The 14,293-nt window shown below is 49.9% G+C and carries 16 protein-coding genes and 1 pseudogene; 7 read left to right on the top strand and 10 right to left on the bottom strand.

Annotation, left to right across the window (positions count from 1 at the left end):
* The first annotated feature begins 65 nt into the window (after positions 1–65).
* Positions 66–1,088: an NADP-dependent oxidoreductase gene (locus tag GVJ63_RS11880; RefSeq protein ID WP_200843121.1), complete on the top strand. Its 1,023-nt coding sequence runs from the start codon at positions 66–68 to the stop codon at positions 1,086–1,088.
* 161 nt (positions 1,089–1,249) lie between these two features.
* Entirely contained in the window at positions 1,250–1,726 is a 477-nt protein-coding gene (locus tag GVJ63_RS11875; RefSeq protein WP_050679441.1) for a glutathione peroxidase, read from the top strand.
* A 116-nt stretch (positions 1,727–1,842) separates the two neighbouring features.
* Here GVJ63_RS11875 and GVJ63_RS11870 read toward each other — a convergent pair whose 3' ends face one another.
* Together GVJ63_RS11870 and GVJ63_RS11865 are read right to left on the bottom strand one after the other, a co-directional pair.
* A complete protein-coding gene (locus GVJ63_RS11870; RefSeq protein WP_022624669.1) occupies positions 1,843–3,030 on the bottom strand; it encodes an MFS transporter in 1,188 nt (395 codons plus the stop codon).
* Positions 3,031–3,202: 172 nt separating this feature from the next.
* On the bottom strand, positions 3,203–4,132 hold the full coding sequence (locus GVJ63_RS11865; protein WP_033773749.1) for a LysR family transcriptional regulator: 930 nt from the start codon (positions 4,130–4,132) through the stop codon (positions 3,203–3,205).
* Between the two features lie 127 nt (positions 4,133–4,259).
* Between GVJ63_RS11865 and GVJ63_RS11860 the strand changes: the two genes are divergently transcribed.
* Both GVJ63_RS11860 and GVJ63_RS11855 read left to right on the top strand, forming a co-directional pair.
* Positions 4,260–4,826, top strand: coding sequence for an NADPH-dependent FMN reductase (locus tag GVJ63_RS11860; RefSeq protein WP_158132225.1), 567 nt, complete (start codon positions 4,260–4,262; stop codon positions 4,824–4,826).
* A 43-nt stretch (positions 4,827–4,869) separates the two neighbouring features.
* Entirely contained in the window at positions 4,870–5,394 is a 525-nt protein-coding gene (locus tag GVJ63_RS11855; protein ID WP_010670676.1) for a VOC family protein, read from the top strand.
* A 256-nt stretch (positions 5,395–5,650) separates the two neighbouring features.
* On the opposite strand, the gene hemH is transcribed toward GVJ63_RS11855, so the two are convergent.
* From hemH to GVJ63_RS11840, 3 genes and pseudogenes are all read right to left on the bottom strand, one after another.
* Positions 5,651–6,622 (bottom strand): ferrochelatase, encoded by a 972-nt coding sequence (hemH, locus tag GVJ63_RS11850; RefSeq protein WP_159226910.1) that lies wholly within the window; start codon positions 6,620–6,622, stop codon positions 5,651–5,653.
* A gap of 629 nt (positions 6,623–7,251) precedes the next feature.
* Positions 7,252–7,542: a Bor family protein gene (locus tag GVJ63_RS11845; RefSeq protein ID WP_010259114.1), complete on the bottom strand. Its 291-nt coding sequence runs from the start codon at positions 7,540–7,542 to the stop codon at positions 7,252–7,254.
* A 201-nt stretch (positions 7,543–7,743) separates the two neighbouring features.
* Positions 7,744–7,878, bottom strand: a pseudogene (locus GVJ63_RS11840) (molecular chaperone DnaJ); the annotation flags it as partial.
* Between the two features lie 139 nt (positions 7,879–8,017).
* On the opposite strand from GVJ63_RS11840, the gene GVJ63_RS11835 reads away from it, so the two are divergent.
* Positions 8,018–8,476, top strand: coding sequence for a GNAT family N-acetyltransferase (locus GVJ63_RS11835; protein ID WP_071998026.1), 459 nt, complete (start codon positions 8,018–8,020; stop codon positions 8,474–8,476).
* Between the two features lie 81 nt (positions 8,477–8,557).
* On the opposite strand, the gene GVJ63_RS11830 is transcribed toward GVJ63_RS11835, so the two are convergent.
* Positions 8,558–8,974: a GNAT family N-acetyltransferase gene (locus GVJ63_RS11830; protein WP_159226909.1), complete on the bottom strand. Its 417-nt coding sequence runs from the start codon at positions 8,972–8,974 to the stop codon at positions 8,558–8,560.
* 327 nt (positions 8,975–9,301) lie between these two features.
* Between GVJ63_RS11830 and GVJ63_RS11825 the strand changes: the two genes are divergently transcribed.
* Positions 9,302–10,033, top strand: a complete 732-nt coding sequence (locus GVJ63_RS11825) for an aspartate/glutamate racemase family protein (protein ID WP_033780081.1) — start codon at positions 9,302–9,304, stop codon at positions 10,031–10,033.
* A 240-nt stretch (positions 10,034–10,273) separates the two neighbouring features.
* On the opposite strand, the gene GVJ63_RS11820 is transcribed toward GVJ63_RS11825, so the two are convergent.
* The 4 genes from GVJ63_RS11820 to GVJ63_RS11805 all read right to left on the bottom strand — a co-directional run bounded on the left by GVJ63_RS11820 (position 10,274) and on the right by GVJ63_RS11805 (position 13,211).
* A complete protein-coding gene (locus tag GVJ63_RS11820) occupies positions 10,274–10,726 on the bottom strand; it encodes a GNAT family N-acetyltransferase (protein ID WP_122890079.1) in 453 nt (150 codons plus the stop codon).
* A 124-nt stretch (positions 10,727–10,850) separates the two neighbouring features.
* Positions 10,851–11,756, bottom strand: coding sequence for a right-handed parallel beta-helix repeat-containing protein (locus GVJ63_RS11815; RefSeq protein ID WP_156323603.1), 906 nt, complete (start codon positions 11,754–11,756; stop codon positions 10,851–10,853).
* Between the two features lie 42 nt (positions 11,757–11,798).
* A complete protein-coding gene (locus GVJ63_RS11810) occupies positions 11,799–12,419 on the bottom strand; it encodes a LysE family translocator (protein WP_159226908.1) in 621 nt (206 codons plus the stop codon).
* Positions 12,420–12,485: 66 nt separating this feature from the next.
* Positions 12,486–13,211 (bottom strand): type 1 glutamine amidotransferase, encoded by a 726-nt coding sequence (locus GVJ63_RS11805; protein ID WP_010259124.1) that lies wholly within the window; start codon positions 13,209–13,211, stop codon positions 12,486–12,488.
* Between the two features lie 113 nt (positions 13,212–13,324).
* Between GVJ63_RS11805 and GVJ63_RS11800 the strand changes: the two genes are divergently transcribed.
* Positions 13,325–14,098 carry a helix-turn-helix transcriptional regulator gene (locus tag GVJ63_RS11800; RefSeq protein WP_010259125.1) on the top strand — a complete coding sequence of 258 codons (774 nt, stop codon included), beginning with the start codon at positions 13,325–13,327 and terminating at the stop codon, positions 14,096–14,098.
* Positions 14,099–14,293: the final 195 nt, after the last annotated feature.

Genomic DNA, 14,293 nt, shown 5'->3' with positions numbered 1-14,293 from the left:
TTTTTGCTCAGCAACAGAGGCACCTGAAAGTAGGTCAGTGCTAAACATCAGAGGATAAACACCAAATGAAAACCAGGACGATGCGAGCCTTTACGTTTAAACGCTACGGGAAGTCACCTGAGCTGGGATTTGAAAATGTAGATTACCCTTCCCCCGCTGCCGATGAAATCCTGGTAAAAGTCTATGCCGTTGGTCTGAATCCCATTGATAACATTATCCCCGGCGGAATTTTCAAACCGATTCTGCATTTTAAACTTCCGGCGACACTGGGCAGTGATTTGTCAGGCGTGGTGATTGCAACAGGAAGTCGGGTGACACGTTTCAAGCCGGGCGATGAAGTCTTCGCCAGCATTTTCGACACGGGAACAGGTTCACTCGCCGATTTTGCATGCGTTCCTGAAAGTCTCGCGGCTTTTAAGCCTGAAAATATGGATTTCATTGAGGCTGCTTCGTTGCCGATGGTTAGCCTCACCGCCTGGCAGGCGTTTACAGAGAGAGCACATCTGCGACCAGGCCAAAAAGTGTTTATTCCGGCAGGTTCGGGAGGGATTGGCACTATTGCGATTCAGCTGGCAAAGCATCTTGGCGCCCGGGTAGCGACGACGACCAGTTCAGCCAACGTAGAGTGGGTGAGTCGGCTGGGCGCAGAAGAAGTGGTTGACTATAAAAAGCAGGAATTTGAAACCGTGCTGAGCGGCTACGATCTTGTACTCGGCACGCTGCGGGGGGGTTCAATTGAAAAATCCATGCAGATTCTTAAACCTGGCGGAAAGATTCTTTCTCTGGTCGGTCCATTAGACGTTAATTTCGCACGAGCCCGGCAGCTGAATATCTTCCTGCGGCTGATTTTTGCCCTGATGAGTCGCAAAATTATGCGCCTTTCAAAAAAGCGCGGTCTGGATTATTCATTTCTCTTTGTTCGTTCTGATGGCAATCAACTCACCCAAATCGGCAAACTTATTGAAGCAGGACATATCAAACCGGTAATCGACAGGGTGTTCCCATTTGCAGACACAAAAGATGCCCTGGCTTACCTTGAACAGGGACATGCAAAGGGTAAAGTCGTGGTTAAAATTCATCAGGAATAACAACCAGATCTGAAGTGAGAAATAATCATTAAGCCTTGTGGTAGCGTCTGAAGCCAGGATGCCTGACCTGCTAACTAAGCATCTGCTTCCCAGACCCCGCTGTCGTTATGCACTCTGTGGTAATGTTAACGCCATACGGTTTTTGCTCTGAGGATTGCGACATGTCTCCCTTTTATCAACTCACTGCCACCAGTCTGAATGACCAGCTTATCCCGATGGCCGACTACGCTGACAAGGTGGTTCTGGTGGTTAATACCGCCAGCCATTGTGGATTCACGCCACAGTACACAGGTCTTGAATTGCTCTATAAAAAGTACGCCGCGCAGGGCCTGGTGGTGCTGGGTTTTCCCTGCAACCAGTTCGGAAAGCAGGAACCCGGCGGTGCCGAAGAAATCGCGCAGACATGCCACATCAACTATGGTGTGAGTTTTCCGATGTTCGGGAAAGTTGAGGTCAATGGCACCTCAACGCACCCGATTTTCCGTTACCTGAAAGATGAATTACCCGGCGTGCTGGGTGGTCGTATTAAGTGGAACTTCACTAAGTTCCTGATCGGACGCGACGGCAAACCGATCAAACGCTTTGCCCCGACCACCACCCCGGAGAAAATGGAATCCGCCATTCTTGCTGCTCTTTAAGTGAGGTGTTTTACCATCTCACTGTCAATGACGGGATTACCAGTAAACTGTTTCTTTCCGCTCCATCTGGCAGCGCCTGTAACTCATCGACGTCTGTTCAGGGCCAGAAGCGGACGTTACTCACTGTGAGAAGCAGAACGCATAGCAGCGCTATGCCCGGTTTTGTCAGTCAGTCCGGATATAACCGCCAGAATCAGCGCTATAACCGAGAGTATCGCGCCTGCCCAGTCAGGCGACTGAAGACCAAAGCCCGCCGCTATAACTGCCCCTCCTAGCCATGCACCCAGGGCATTACCGAGATTGAAGAGACCTATGTTAACGGCTGCAGCCAGCGTCGGAGCCCCTGCCGCTCGCGCTTTGTCCATCACCAGTTTCTGGATGGGGGACACGGTCGCAAACCCAAACGCAGCCATCAGAAAAATACAGACCGCTGACATGACCTGGCTGTGGGCAGTAAAGTTAAATACCAGCAGGACTACGGCCTGAGCGGCCAGGGTGACGTAAAGCATCGGCATCAGCGCGCGATCGGCATATCTGCCGCCCAGCTGATTACCGACAAATAGCCCCAGACCGAACAGCAGCATCAGCCATGCCAGGCTGCTTTCGCTGTATCCAGCCAACCCGATCATCATGGGTGCGATATAGGTAATGGAGGTAAAAAATGCACCCGGCCCAAAGACCGTTATGCCCATCGCCAGCAGAACATTGACGTTGCGGAAGGCATTAAACTCGTGTGCGAAATTATGGTTCTCCGGACGGGGCTGATGCGGGATAAGCATACCGACGCTGATAACCGTAACAACTCCAATTGCGGCAATAACCATAAAAGCATCTCGCCAGGAAAGATGCTGCCCGATCCAGGTACCGACGGGAACACCAATAAGATTTGCTACGGTCAGTCCCATGAACATGAATGCAATCGCCCTTACCCGCTTAGACGGCGCAACCATATCGGCAGCAATGATCGAACCAATACCGAAGAAGGCGCCGTGAGTCAGCGACGTGATGATCCTGCCCAGAATGGCAATGCCCAGCGTGGGCGCAAAGGCCGTAACGAGGTTACCCGCCACAAACAGCAGCATCAGGAAAACCAGCATGGCTTTTCGGGGCACTTTTGAGCCCAGAATAATCAGGGCCGGCGCGCCGACAAAAACACCCAGCGCATAAGCCGTTGCCAGATTTCCGGCCACGGGAATTGTAACGTTGAAATCAGCGGCAATAACGGGAAGCAGGCCGGCAATGATGAATTCAGTCGTACCGATACCGAATGCACCAATCGCCAGCGCCCAGAGAGCAAGTGGCATAACAAATATCCTGTCAGTTAACCTATTTTTTTGTCTGAGCTGCGCATAACACGTGCCGGCTTTCGTTTAGAGAACCGGCACATGACACGGTGATGGCAGCAGGACAGACAGGATATAAGCTTGCTTAGAGTTGATAAACAGCCCTGAAATCGCCTGAGTGGTGACAAAAATTCTACTTAAGAGTGCCAAAGTATCCTTTTTCGGCTTTACTCAGCAGTTCATCGACAATAAGCCTGACCTTGGGGATCAGATGCCTTGTCCGGGGCCAGACAACGTTCAGCCCGACGGGTACGGGCATATGATCGGGCATAACAGCAACAAGCCTGCCCTCATCAATATGGCTGTTCACCATCGATTCCGGAAACTGGGCAATACCTGCTCCTGCGAGGCAGGCCTGAAGCATGGCGTCTCCGTCGCTTATCTGGTGTGCCGAGGCCGAGATAAACTTTAATTCCCGCTCCCCGGCTGGCCGCAGCCGCCAGGCAAGCGGCGCCCCCCGCCGGTACCCCATAATGCAGCAGTGTTTTTTTAGCGCTTCGACATCAAAGGGCTGACCATGCCGCTCAACATAAGCGGGAGATGCGCAGAGCATGAGGCGCTGTCGGCTCAGACGACGCGCAATCAGCTCATCGGTACTCTGCAGTTCGCCCAGGCGCAGTACCAGGTCAACGCCCTCCTCAACCGGATCAATCAGACGGTCGTTAAAGGTCAACACCAGACGCAGGGCTGGATAACGATTCATCACTTCAAGCAGCACCGGCATCATCAGATTGCGTCCGAATGATGCTGGCATGTCTATACGCACCGTTCCGGCAGGATTGTCCTGCCGCCGGCTGAGCGTATTTTCAGCCGAGTCCAGAATTTCCAGCGCAGAGAGGCAACTGGTGAGATAGGCCTCTCCGTCACTGGTCAGGCTTAGCTTACGGGTTGAGCGGTGAAACAGCCGCGTTCCCAGCCTCTCCTCAAGCCGCGCCACGCTTTTTCCGACGGCAGATTTTGTAATGCCCAACTGCTCCGCAGCTTCAGTAAAGCTGCTGGACCTGGCCGTTGTGACAAAAGTCGTGATTCCTCGCAAGGATTCCGCTGTAAAACCGGTAGACATAAAGTTGACTCTCTGGCGACTCATAGCGTGTTTATCGATGTGTAATTCTATACCAGGCTTAAGTCAGTTCGAAAACAAAGTGCCGGCACCTGTCGGCGTATCCATCTTAAAAACACGGGGAGCAGTCATGTCACAGACAAGACCTTTGAAATTTGTCTCACTGCTGGGCAGTCTTCGCGCGGAATCTTTTAACGCCGTCGTAGCCCGCAATCTTAGCCTGCTGGCGCCGGCAGGCGTGGATGTCAGCACGCTCAGCTCTGTCGGAGAAATACCGCATTACGACGCTGACCTGCAGGCTCAGGGGTTTCCTGAATTGGTTGTGGAAATGGGACAAGCGATAGCGGCAGCAGACGGCCTGATTATTGTCACACCTGAATATAACTATTCTGTGCCGGGTGCCCTGAAAAATGCGCTGGACTGGCTTTCACGTCTTCCGGATACCCCTGTCGCCGGTAAGCCCGTCGCCATAATCACTGCGTCACCCGGTGCCATAGGTGGCGCAAGGGCGCAGTATCACCTGCGCCAGATTCTGGTCTTTCTCGACGGCAGAGTGCTTAACAAGCCAGAGGTCATGATTGGACAGGCCTCTTCCCGGCTTGACCCGAAATCCGGCCGCATAACGGATGCGGACACCCGTGACCATATTTCGGCTCAGCTTAGTGCGCTCGCAACAATGGCGGCCCGCCAGGGCTGATTAATAACATTACTCACATCTGAACAACCACAGGGAGAAAACTATGTCTACCAACGTTATTCGCGGTATGGACCACGTCGGCATTACCGTTTCTGATATTGATGAGGCTACCCGCTTCTTTTCTGACGCCTTTGGTGCAGAAGTTATTTATGACTCCGTCTCGCCTTCAGACGATGACGTAAAAGGCGAAGAAACGGAAAATATTCTGAACCTGTTCCCGGGAACGAAAATTACCACGGTCAGAATGATGAAGCTGAAGCACGGCCCGGGACTGGAACTTTTTGAAATGAAGGGGCCAGAGCAAAGTCAGCCCGTGCGACCCAGTGATTATGGCCTGCAGCATTTTGCTGTTTACGTTGATGACATCAACGAGGCTATCAGCTTGTTCGAGCAGGCTGGCGGGAAAATGTTTACTTCTCCTCAGCCCCTGATGTTTCCAACTGAGGTGGGAGAGAATAACTTTTTCTGCTACGGCCGCACGCCGTGGGGTAGCGTCATTGAACTGATTTCTTTACCTTCAAAGCTGCCGTATGAAGACCATACCTCTCTGCGCCGCTGGAAGCCCTGAGTGTAACCGGGTGCGCCAGCGCAGGCGTACCCGTAAATACTAAACGTCCGCTCCTCGCTCATAGCTGACTTGCCCACGAATAATCTCCGACTCATACCCTCGTACAAGACAGTTGCTTGCAGCTGGAGTAGCGGGTTTCCAGGCGGCCCCTATAACGCCGCCCCGGCACGTATCACATACATGTCCGAGAGGGCCCACTTCTGGTTTCACTATGAATATTGACACCTGCAACACCCTGCTCTCAAGAGTGTGAAAATCATCCCTGAAACCGATTAAGGTTCACAAGTTGTCGCAGCATCTCGATATGAATCGGTTTATCATTAAGCGCCGGTATGTAAGTAAACGATGTACCACCCGCATGCATAAAAATCTCCCTGTTCTGCTCATCAAGCTCCTCAAGCGTTTCTAAACAGTCTGATGCGAACCCCGGGCTGATTACATGCAGGCTTTTTATTCCTTCATTCGGTAGATTTTTAATTGTCTCATCAGTAAAAGGCGTTAACCATGGCTCTCTGCCGAATCTTGACTGGAACGTCATCAATATTTTCAGTGACGGCATATTGATTGCTTCAATGAGTAATTTTGTCGTTAACTCACATCTTTCCTGGTATCGGTCCCCCTCTTTGACAAACCTTACCGGTATACCATGATATGAAATTAACAATGCATCTGGAACGCCGTTAGCTTCGAAAGATGCCTGAACGGATGCTCTTAACGCTTCAATGTAGGCAGGGTGATCGGCATAGTCATTGATGAAATTTATGGAGGGTGTATACCGGTTCTTCATTATCTGCAGGTGACGGCTCACGCTATCCCAAACAGAAGAAACGGTCGAAGATGAAAACTGGGGATACAAAGGAATGACGATAATTTTATCGACGCCTTTTTCCAGTAGCCTGTCAATTGCACTACCTATACTGGGCTCGCCATAACTCATCCCCAGCTCGACGGGCATACCTGTCACTTCTTCAAGCGCACGGGCTTGCCTGACGCTGTAAACCATGAGAGGGGAGCCTTCCTCCATCCAAATCGAAGAATATAATTTCGCCACTCGCCTTGCACGTAATGGGATAATCACGCCATGTAAAATGGGGCACCAAATGATTCTCGGTAAGTCGACTACTCTGTAGTCATGCAGAAATTTAGATAAAAATTTCTTTACCGCAACAGGCGTTGGTTCTTTTGGTGTTCCAAGGTTAACAATCAAAACACCCTGCTTATTCGTCATCAGGTGGGATCCTCAAGGCCATTGTCACTAACTCACTCATGCCAGTCACTCCGTAGCAGCTTGTCTTAAAGGCCTCAATTTGACCTCATTTTGTAGAAATAATTGAAATGCAGATTGACTGTTTCACGGCTTATGATGCTATGAATCTGATTGCAGCCATCGTTTTTACTCAATGATCATGATTTTAGGACATATCATCAGTGAAAACATTACTTTCTCTATCGTCAGATTTAACCGGTGCGGGGCTACGCGACGTCATCATTGAAGTCGGCATGTGGAGGAGTTAGCTGGAGGAGGTGCGAAAAACCGCATCTGGATGCCCGCGCAGATGCATGCCTTAGGCTTGATCTTTTTATGCGTATAAGTGATGAAGGCGACTGACCTGCTCCCTGTTAATCCTTACAGAACGCTTTTAGCAATGTCCGTTACTCGCTCAAACGGACTGACACGCATCAACAGCTTACCACTGCTTTTACCAGGCTGGACGACGTTGCCTGAACTCGTTTCGGATATCGTCGTCAGCAGGCGAGCCGCGCAGCGGTGCGAGAGCAGAATTTAATAGTTACAATATACTAATGCGATTTAATAACAGGCGCAGGATTAGGCCGGCGAACCGGCCTGAGGCATTATCAGATGGCGCAATAAACGCGCGCTTCACGTGGCGTGTAGATACCAAACGTCACCACGCTCAGTAAGCCATTAACAAACGTCTGCTGCACTTCAACCCGGTTAACTTTTTCCTGGCCGCCGCACACCTGCGCCGCATCAATGCTCTTACGCTGACCGATACCTGAAACAAAGAACGGCTGGCTGGTGGTTTTCGTCGCCGCGCCAACTTGATTCTGTTTCATTACGAAAGTCTGCTGCGCACAGCCGGTTAAACTCAGAGCCAACAACGCCGCAACACAAAGCTTGTTCATAAATATCCTTATCGCCTGAAATTAAAAAATAAATGCTGAGTGAAATCATCACTCAGCCAGCAATCAGGTTATCGACAACGAAAGCGGAAACTTGAGAAAGATGTTTAAGTACGCCTAACAGATACGTTTTGCTGAATCGTACAGCAATAAAAAAAGCCCCTGTACAGCAGGAGCTTTTTATGTTTACCGCAGCGTTTCCGCTTAGCGAGTCAAATCGTCGAAGAACTTTTTGACGCCATCGAGAAAGCTTTTTGAATGCGGACTGTTCTTCTCGCCCGCCGCACCACCAAAGCTCTATTCCGGCTTACGCAGCAGCGACTTATGCTTCTCGCTCATAGTGGACCCTGGCCTGCCGTTAGTCCGCTTTGTGCCAGAAGCGGATGTTTCACATGCACTCCTATGTAAAATACTGAAGGCCGTCATAGATGGAACATTATGTTAGATTCAGTAGTTAAAACTGAATCCAGGATAGCGAATGTTCAGCATTTCAGAAGTAGATAAAAGTGATTCTGACCTACTGTGGCTGGTAAGCGAACTCGATGCCTTTCAGAACGCACTATATCCTGCAGAAAGTAATCACTGCCTGGATCTTTCAACAGTTACTGATGAGCAGCTCCGGTGCATTATCGTACGTGATGAAGGTGGCTTACCTGCAGGTTGTGGTGCTTTGCTATTTCATGAAAATGGCTCAGCTGAGATTAAGCGGGTTTATATTCGACCGGAATATCGGCGTAGGAAGCTCGGAGAACAGATAGTCAGCGCAATCGAGACGATTGCTTCAGAAAAGAATTTGAGCCTATTGCAGCTTGAAACAGGGATTCACCAGCAAGCGGCTATAGCACTTTATCGTAGATGCGGTTATGAGATATGCAATTCATTCCCACCTTATGCAACAGATCCGTTGAGTGTTTTTATGTGCAAAAAACTTCCTTAACTTCATGTTTTTATGTTGCTAAAGGGTGTTTAAGCAAAGTTATAATGTCCGCACCCCCACCTATGAACAGGCCATCTGGTTTTATCGGAGAGGCTTTTTCATTGAAGGTGATGTGTGAGCCACAAAGCCATTCCGTTCATAAAACGGTATCGCCTGCTGTCGGGCATCAAGGAACACGAAGTTCATATCCCTGCTTTCTGATTCAGTGGTGGCAAAATCCAGCAATTTTTTCCCTATCCCTGTGCTTCTTAAAGCCTCATCTACGATCAAATCATCAATATGGAGATGTGATCCTCTGGCCAGAGTATGAACGGGACGGAAACCCATCAAGCCAAGCATTTTTTCATTACCAAATGCGCCAACAAGTTCATAACCGTTCAACGTCTGAATTCTGACGCTTTCGATAAATTTTTCTTTGGAAATGTTCCGTAGCTGTGAAATCAGACTGTAAGCATGATCCCATTCTAGCGGCAGTAAATTTCTGATTGAAATGTTCATAGTGCCTTCATTTCCATATAGGTTTCTGATTTTATAAACTTATGAGCAATGATCCGCAACAGTGAAGTTATGTTTAACGTATTAGAACATTCAGTTGCCATAAGTGAAACGTCTGCTCCTCGCTCATAGCGGACCTTCCGGAGCGTAGGTCCGCTTTGTGCCTGAAGCCTGCTCTCTCCGCATCATGATATGTTGATCAATTGCGGCAGTTCACCTGCACCTTTCTGAGTGACCTCCCGCATGTTCATTCCGTTCGTCAGTAATTTTGCAGGCAACTTAGCTATAATTTGTTAAGCGGAAAGAAGATCTTAAAAGGAGGCACTGACAATGACTGTTTCTATAGGTGTGCTTGCAGGAATGGGACCCCGCTCCACAGCCCCCTTCGTTGATATGCTGGTGACAGAGTGTCACATCGGGTACGGAGCGAAATATGATATGGATTTTCCTAAAATGCATATTATCTCGTTGCCGACACCTTTCTGGCCTGGCAAGAAAGTTGATGATAATGCGATGATCGCAACCCTGCAGCAGGGTATTGCCGAACTCGTCAGGGCCAAAGTGAGTCTGATAGCTGTTCCCTGTAATCTTGCGCACTGCTACTTTGCCGAAATGAAGGCGGTGAGCTTCGCTATTCCACTTCTGCATATCGCAGACAGTGCACTTGAGTCACTGCCTGCAGAAGCAACCAGGATTGCTGTACTGGCTACGGAACCTACACTGGAAGCGAGTTTTTATCAGGAGCGGATAGAAGCTTCTGGCAAAGAGATTATTGATTCACCTCTGCTTCGTGAGATGACCACATCGCTAATTGGACGGGTTAAAAAGAAAGGTTTTCATGACTCTGGTGTACAGTCAGAGTGGATGAATTTAATGTCTGTAGTGGCAATTCTTAAGGTGGAGGCTCTCCTTATTGCCTGTACAGATCTTAGTCCCCTGATAACAGAAAACACTTTCAGCTTTGTTATCGTGGATACGGCTGCAAGCCTTTCCAGTGCGACCATTAAAAACTACAGACGTCTGTCCGGGAAAATTACAAGCGACACCCATAATACCGGCTAACCTGATGTCCGCTCTTCGCTCAAAGCTGCCAGTCAGTTCCTTTGATTTCCTGAAGAAGTTTAAGCCGCCGTTCTGCATGCCTGGTCAGAAACGCAGTGTGTCCAGAGCGGCGCGGATTTACCTGTAATTGCTCTGATTTGCCTGAAAGTGGTTTGGTTATGTCAGTGCTGTATCCCGGCAGGCGTTCCTGAAAAGTGGTTCAGTGGACAGAAAATGCGGTCTATCCATGACGTGACTATATCAACGCACTGGGTCTCTGAGACAGAGATGGTGCGTGACTTTTTCTATGCCCGTCAAAGCAACAAAGCCAGCTCGTTCATAGAAAGTGAATGCCGATTGAGGAGCGTTTGTGTTGATAAAATCAAACCAGTGGCCAGAATCCTTAAGTATCTCACTGAGCAGAGCGCTGCCAACCTGCCTTTTTCTCCATCCTGAGTCTACATAGAGATGTCGCAGACGTCCGATGCCAGTTTTTAGTGTAAACGGGTCGATGTTGAGTCCACACACGCCAATGATTAATCCATCTACAGAAGCCCCAATTAGTTTTTCTCCGGGTCTGTCAAAGCGGTTATGTCCGCTAAGCCAGTTGTCTTCCAGTCGGCGTAACATGTTAAACCCTTCAGCCATGCTCTGCGATCTTAACTCAGTAAATCCTGGGCTGTCCGGGGTGACGCTTGTGAGTTGGATATTCATGATTCTTCCAATGATTTCAATCTGCATAGTCAGGACAGAATTATGATTGTGTCCAGTATGACAATGGCACTCTCATACTTCCTACTGCCATCAATGCTCGCTTTGTGCCAAAAGCGGACAAAAATTATTGGGAGATTATGGACGCTGGTTCAGCCGGCGCATTGAGATGAACATCACACTGAGGGCCAAAGCATTGTATCTGCTGGCAGGCAGGCTTACCGCTGAGGCAATTGTGATAAACGTGCATGTTATGCAGTCTGACATTAAAGACGGTGTCCATATGGATACCGTAATCGGCATTGTCATGCACCTCCAGACCGCTCATATAAACGTTGATCAGGTGCGAACCCCGAATGCCGTGCCCGCGTGGGCTGGCATAATAACCTCCGCTGTTTTTTCCGGTCTGGATTAGACGAACATCTGCGACGCGGCGAAGGTAGATGTTGTGAAAATAGTCCTTGTCAGTGTTGCCATTGTTATGCAACTTCAGATCCGTCGCCATGACATGACTGGCGCCTTTGATATGGATCCCATCGCTGCTGTTCTCCACCTCAACGTTCTGAAGAGTAATATCATTACAGCCGGTTTTTTCATCGGCGGTCGGGTCTCCGCTGCAGTTAAAAAAGAGACCAATCTGATTATTCCTCAGATCCTGACTGTCAGCCCGTTGGTCAATAGTGCCGACCAGTTTCACATCCTTTATCGTGACGTGGCTGGCGGCAGTGGTATAGAGCAGCGGCGCATTAATGGTGCTCCTCACCGCAGGACTCCAGGTGATAACCGTACCCGGCCCCGTGCCTTGAAGTGCCACATTGCTGCTCAGCAACAGGCTGCTGGCCTGAAACCAGGTACCTTTACCGAGCAGTACCGTGCCGCCACCGGCGACCTGCTTAATGCATTCAGACAGTTTTTGTGAAGATGAACACGCCACCGTGCCAGCAGCAACTGCAGCGGGGAGGTAACATGCCAGCATGAAACCAGCGATAAAACTGACATTGCGTAAAAGGGCTTTCAAAGTAATTTTGCTCACAGTTAACTTAAGAACAGAGGGAGAGGTCAACACTGACAGAGATCATCTCAGAAGGAGCCGGATCCCCAGATACCCCATCACCAGCCCACTCACTTTATCCAGCCGGGATTTGTATTTCATATAGGTGAGACGTGGCTTTTCAGCCGATAACAGCCATGCCACCAGGCCATACCAGACTGCATCAATGAAGAACGCCATACCGGGCAACAAAAGATAAAGATAGGGCGAGATATGCTGACTGAGCAGCGCAGCAAAAATACTGCCAAATACAATTGCTGTATTCGGATTACTGAGCTGAGTCGCCATACCGGTAAGAAACGCGCGGCCCGGACGGTGTGCGTTTTCGCCTCCCAGGCTCAGATCCAGGCTGTTGCCCGTTCTGAAAAGCATGCCACAGCCAAGCCAGAGAAGGTAAACCCCACCGGCGGTTTTAAGCGCGGCATACAGCCAGGGAACCAGCTCCAGCAGAGAGTGCAGCCCGGCCAGCGCAATGACTGAGAAAATCATGCATCCCACGCCCATGCCTGCGGCGGCGGACAGCGCACTGAGGCGAGATGAGACTACGGCAGTACGTACTATCATGATGAAGCTTGGCCCGGGACTCATGGCGCCTACCAGGATAGCGCCGGCTATCGTCAGAAGGGCGGCTGGCGATTCAGTCATAGTGTTACCTGCACTGTTAGTTTCAGAATTGCCTCTTTTGAGCAGGATAATCTGCGCAAAAGACGATCATTGATGGCTCTGGTTGTAACGCCCGGCCAGTTTGTCCAGGAATGTGAACAGAGCCTGGTTCATCTCCCGGTAATCATGTGCACGCAGTTGTGCAGGCGTATGGACAAAGCGGTATTCACCCGCCCGGCCCAGATCCTTTTCGGAGTGGGCAATAAGCAGTTCGACTACTTCCGGTGTCAGCTCCATGTGGCACTGGAAACCGAACACCAGATCGCTGTAGGCGACGATCTGACGCGGGCACCCTTCACTGTGGGCGATGACCGTGGCATCAGGCGTCAGCCCAGGCATATCGTTATGCCAGTGACCGACCTCAAGCGTGTGTCCGAAATGTGAAAACAGCTCATGCTGTTGCCCTGCCTGCGTCAGAGAGACAGGAAACTTGCCGATCTCTTTTTCCGGGCTGTGTGCAAAAGAAGCACCGAGCGCCTCACCAATGAGCTGGGAACCCAGGCAGATGCCAATAACGGCTTTACCTGCGCGCACAGCGGATGCGATGACCGCCTGCTCAGCCTTTGCATCAAAATGCGGGCACTCTTCAGGGGTGGTTGCCGGGTCCTGTGGACCGCCCATAACAATCAAAAAATCGATGTCATCCACGCTGGACGGTAGAGCCTCACCTTCATAAACTCGTGAATAGGTGACGTGATTACCTTTGCCTATGGCCCAGGACTCATAAGCGCCGGGAGCCTCAAAACTTTCATGGATGATGAAATGCACGTGCATTTAAATATGCTCCTGTAATGCTTATGTTAACCTTAATTTTTCAAGTTTCACCCTGTCGGGATGTTATGAATCGGGTGAGTCCAACTAAGATAACTGCAGGAACTAAATTTGAAATGCCAGGTAGCATAGATAAAGCGCCAAGACATGATGAAGCGACGGGATGGTCTAGCACCGCCATCAGCTATCAACGCGGAGAGACCGATCCTCCTCATCATCATATTGAAGGACAGCTATTATTTGCTACCAGGGGCGTTATGTTGGTCGAAACAGAGGGCAATCGTTGGGTGATCCCCCCTCAGCGGGCATTATGGCTACCGCCTCTGCAGATTCACAGCTACAATCTGCTATCCCACACCGACTTACGGGCCATTTATTTCAGTAGCAGTCTTATTGAAGAATGCCTGAATTTTACTAAGAGTCGTCAGGTGCATGTGATTACAGCCACCGCACTGGTGAAAGAGCTGATAGCCGGGCTTTTCAATGCCGACTACACTGGACCGAGCCAGCGTAAAATGGCGCTGTTAATTTTAGAAATTCTCAGTGAGGCAAAGCCTTTGACCGCGGAGCTACCTATGCCGCATGATGAGCGCTTAAACAGGGCAACCAAAGAGTTACTGGTCAGTCACCGCTGGGAAGCGTCTCTAAGCGATCTGGCCCATATTGCCAATATGTCTGAACGCACCTTCTCGCGAATGTTTATTAAGGATACGGGCTTCAGCTTCAGAACCTGGAAGCAAAGAGCAAGAATTTGTGCGTCATTAGATCTCCTCGCCAATGGCATCTCAATTAAGCAGGTCTCCTACCAACTGGGCTTCTCATGTCCGGCTGCATTTACCGCTGCATTTCGTTCCATTCTGGAATTAACACCACGCAATTTTCTTCTTTAGCACATGGCCAATGTCCGCTTTTCGCTCAAAGCAGCCAGTCGATGCGCTAACATCACGTTTTCAATCAGTCACCGTTTACTGCGCTGGCGAACGTGTGCGTAACCCCCGCGATGTCTGTTCCTCTGGGCTCCTTTCTTCCCATAATCTGCCGATTGGCATGCAGTTCTGTGCAGGATTTAATCAGGAGAATTTATT

Origin of the sequence: Pantoea sp. 18059 (assembly GCF_902706165.1) — a bacterium.
GTDB classification, from domain to species: domain Bacteria; phylum Pseudomonadota; class Gammaproteobacteria; order Enterobacterales; family Enterobacteriaceae; genus Pantoea; species Pantoea agglomerans.
This window is presented reverse-complemented; position numbering and strand designations above follow the sequence as displayed.

Coding starts and splice junctions, on each gene's coding strand:
- GVJ63_RS11880 (WP_200843121.1), top strand. CDS start 66: ATGAAAACCAGGACGATGCGAGCCTTTACGTTTAAACGCTACGGGAAG.
- GVJ63_RS11875 (WP_050679441.1), top strand. CDS start 1,250: ATGTCTCCCTTTTATCAACTCACTGCCACCAGTCTGAATGACCAGCTT.
- GVJ63_RS11870 (WP_022624669.1), bottom strand. CDS start 3,030: ATGCCACTTGCTCTCTGGGCGCTGGCGATTGGTGCATTCGGTATCGGT.
- GVJ63_RS11865 (WP_033773749.1), bottom strand. CDS start 4,132: ATGTCTACCGGTTTTACAGCGGAATCCTTGCGAGGAATCACGACTTTT.
- GVJ63_RS11860 (WP_158132225.1), top strand. CDS start 4,260: ATGTCACAGACAAGACCTTTGAAATTTGTCTCACTGCTGGGCAGTCTT.
- GVJ63_RS11855 (WP_010670676.1), top strand. CDS start 4,870: ATGTCTACCAACGTTATTCGCGGTATGGACCACGTCGGCATTACCGTT.
- hemH (WP_159226910.1), bottom strand. CDS start 6,622: ATGACGAATAAGCAGGGTGTTTTGATTGTTAACCTTGGAACACCAAAA.
- GVJ63_RS11845 (WP_010259114.1), bottom strand. CDS start 7,542: ATGAACAAGCTTTGTGTTGCGGCGTTGTTGGCTCTGAGTTTAACCGGC.
- GVJ63_RS11835 (WP_071998026.1), top strand. CDS start 8,018: ATGTTCAGCATTTCAGAAGTAGATAAAAGTGATTCTGACCTACTGTGG.
- GVJ63_RS11830 (WP_159226909.1), bottom strand. CDS start 8,974: ATGAACATTTCAATCAGAAATTTACTGCCGCTAGAATGGGATCATGCT.
- GVJ63_RS11825 (WP_033780081.1), top strand. CDS start 9,302: ATGACTGTTTCTATAGGTGTGCTTGCAGGAATGGGACCCCGCTCCACA.
- GVJ63_RS11820 (WP_122890079.1), bottom strand. CDS start 10,726: ATGAATATCCAACTCACAAGCGTCACCCCGGACAGCCCAGGATTTACT.
- GVJ63_RS11810 (WP_159226908.1), bottom strand. CDS start 12,419: ATGACTGAATCGCCAGCCGCCCTTCTGACGATAGCCGGCGCTATCCTG.
- GVJ63_RS11805 (WP_010259124.1), bottom strand. CDS start 13,211: ATGCACGTGCATTTCATCATCCATGAAAGTTTTGAGGCTCCCGGCGCT.
- GVJ63_RS11800 (WP_010259125.1), top strand. CDS start 13,325: ATGCCAGGTAGCATAGATAAAGCGCCAAGACATGATGAAGCGACGGGA.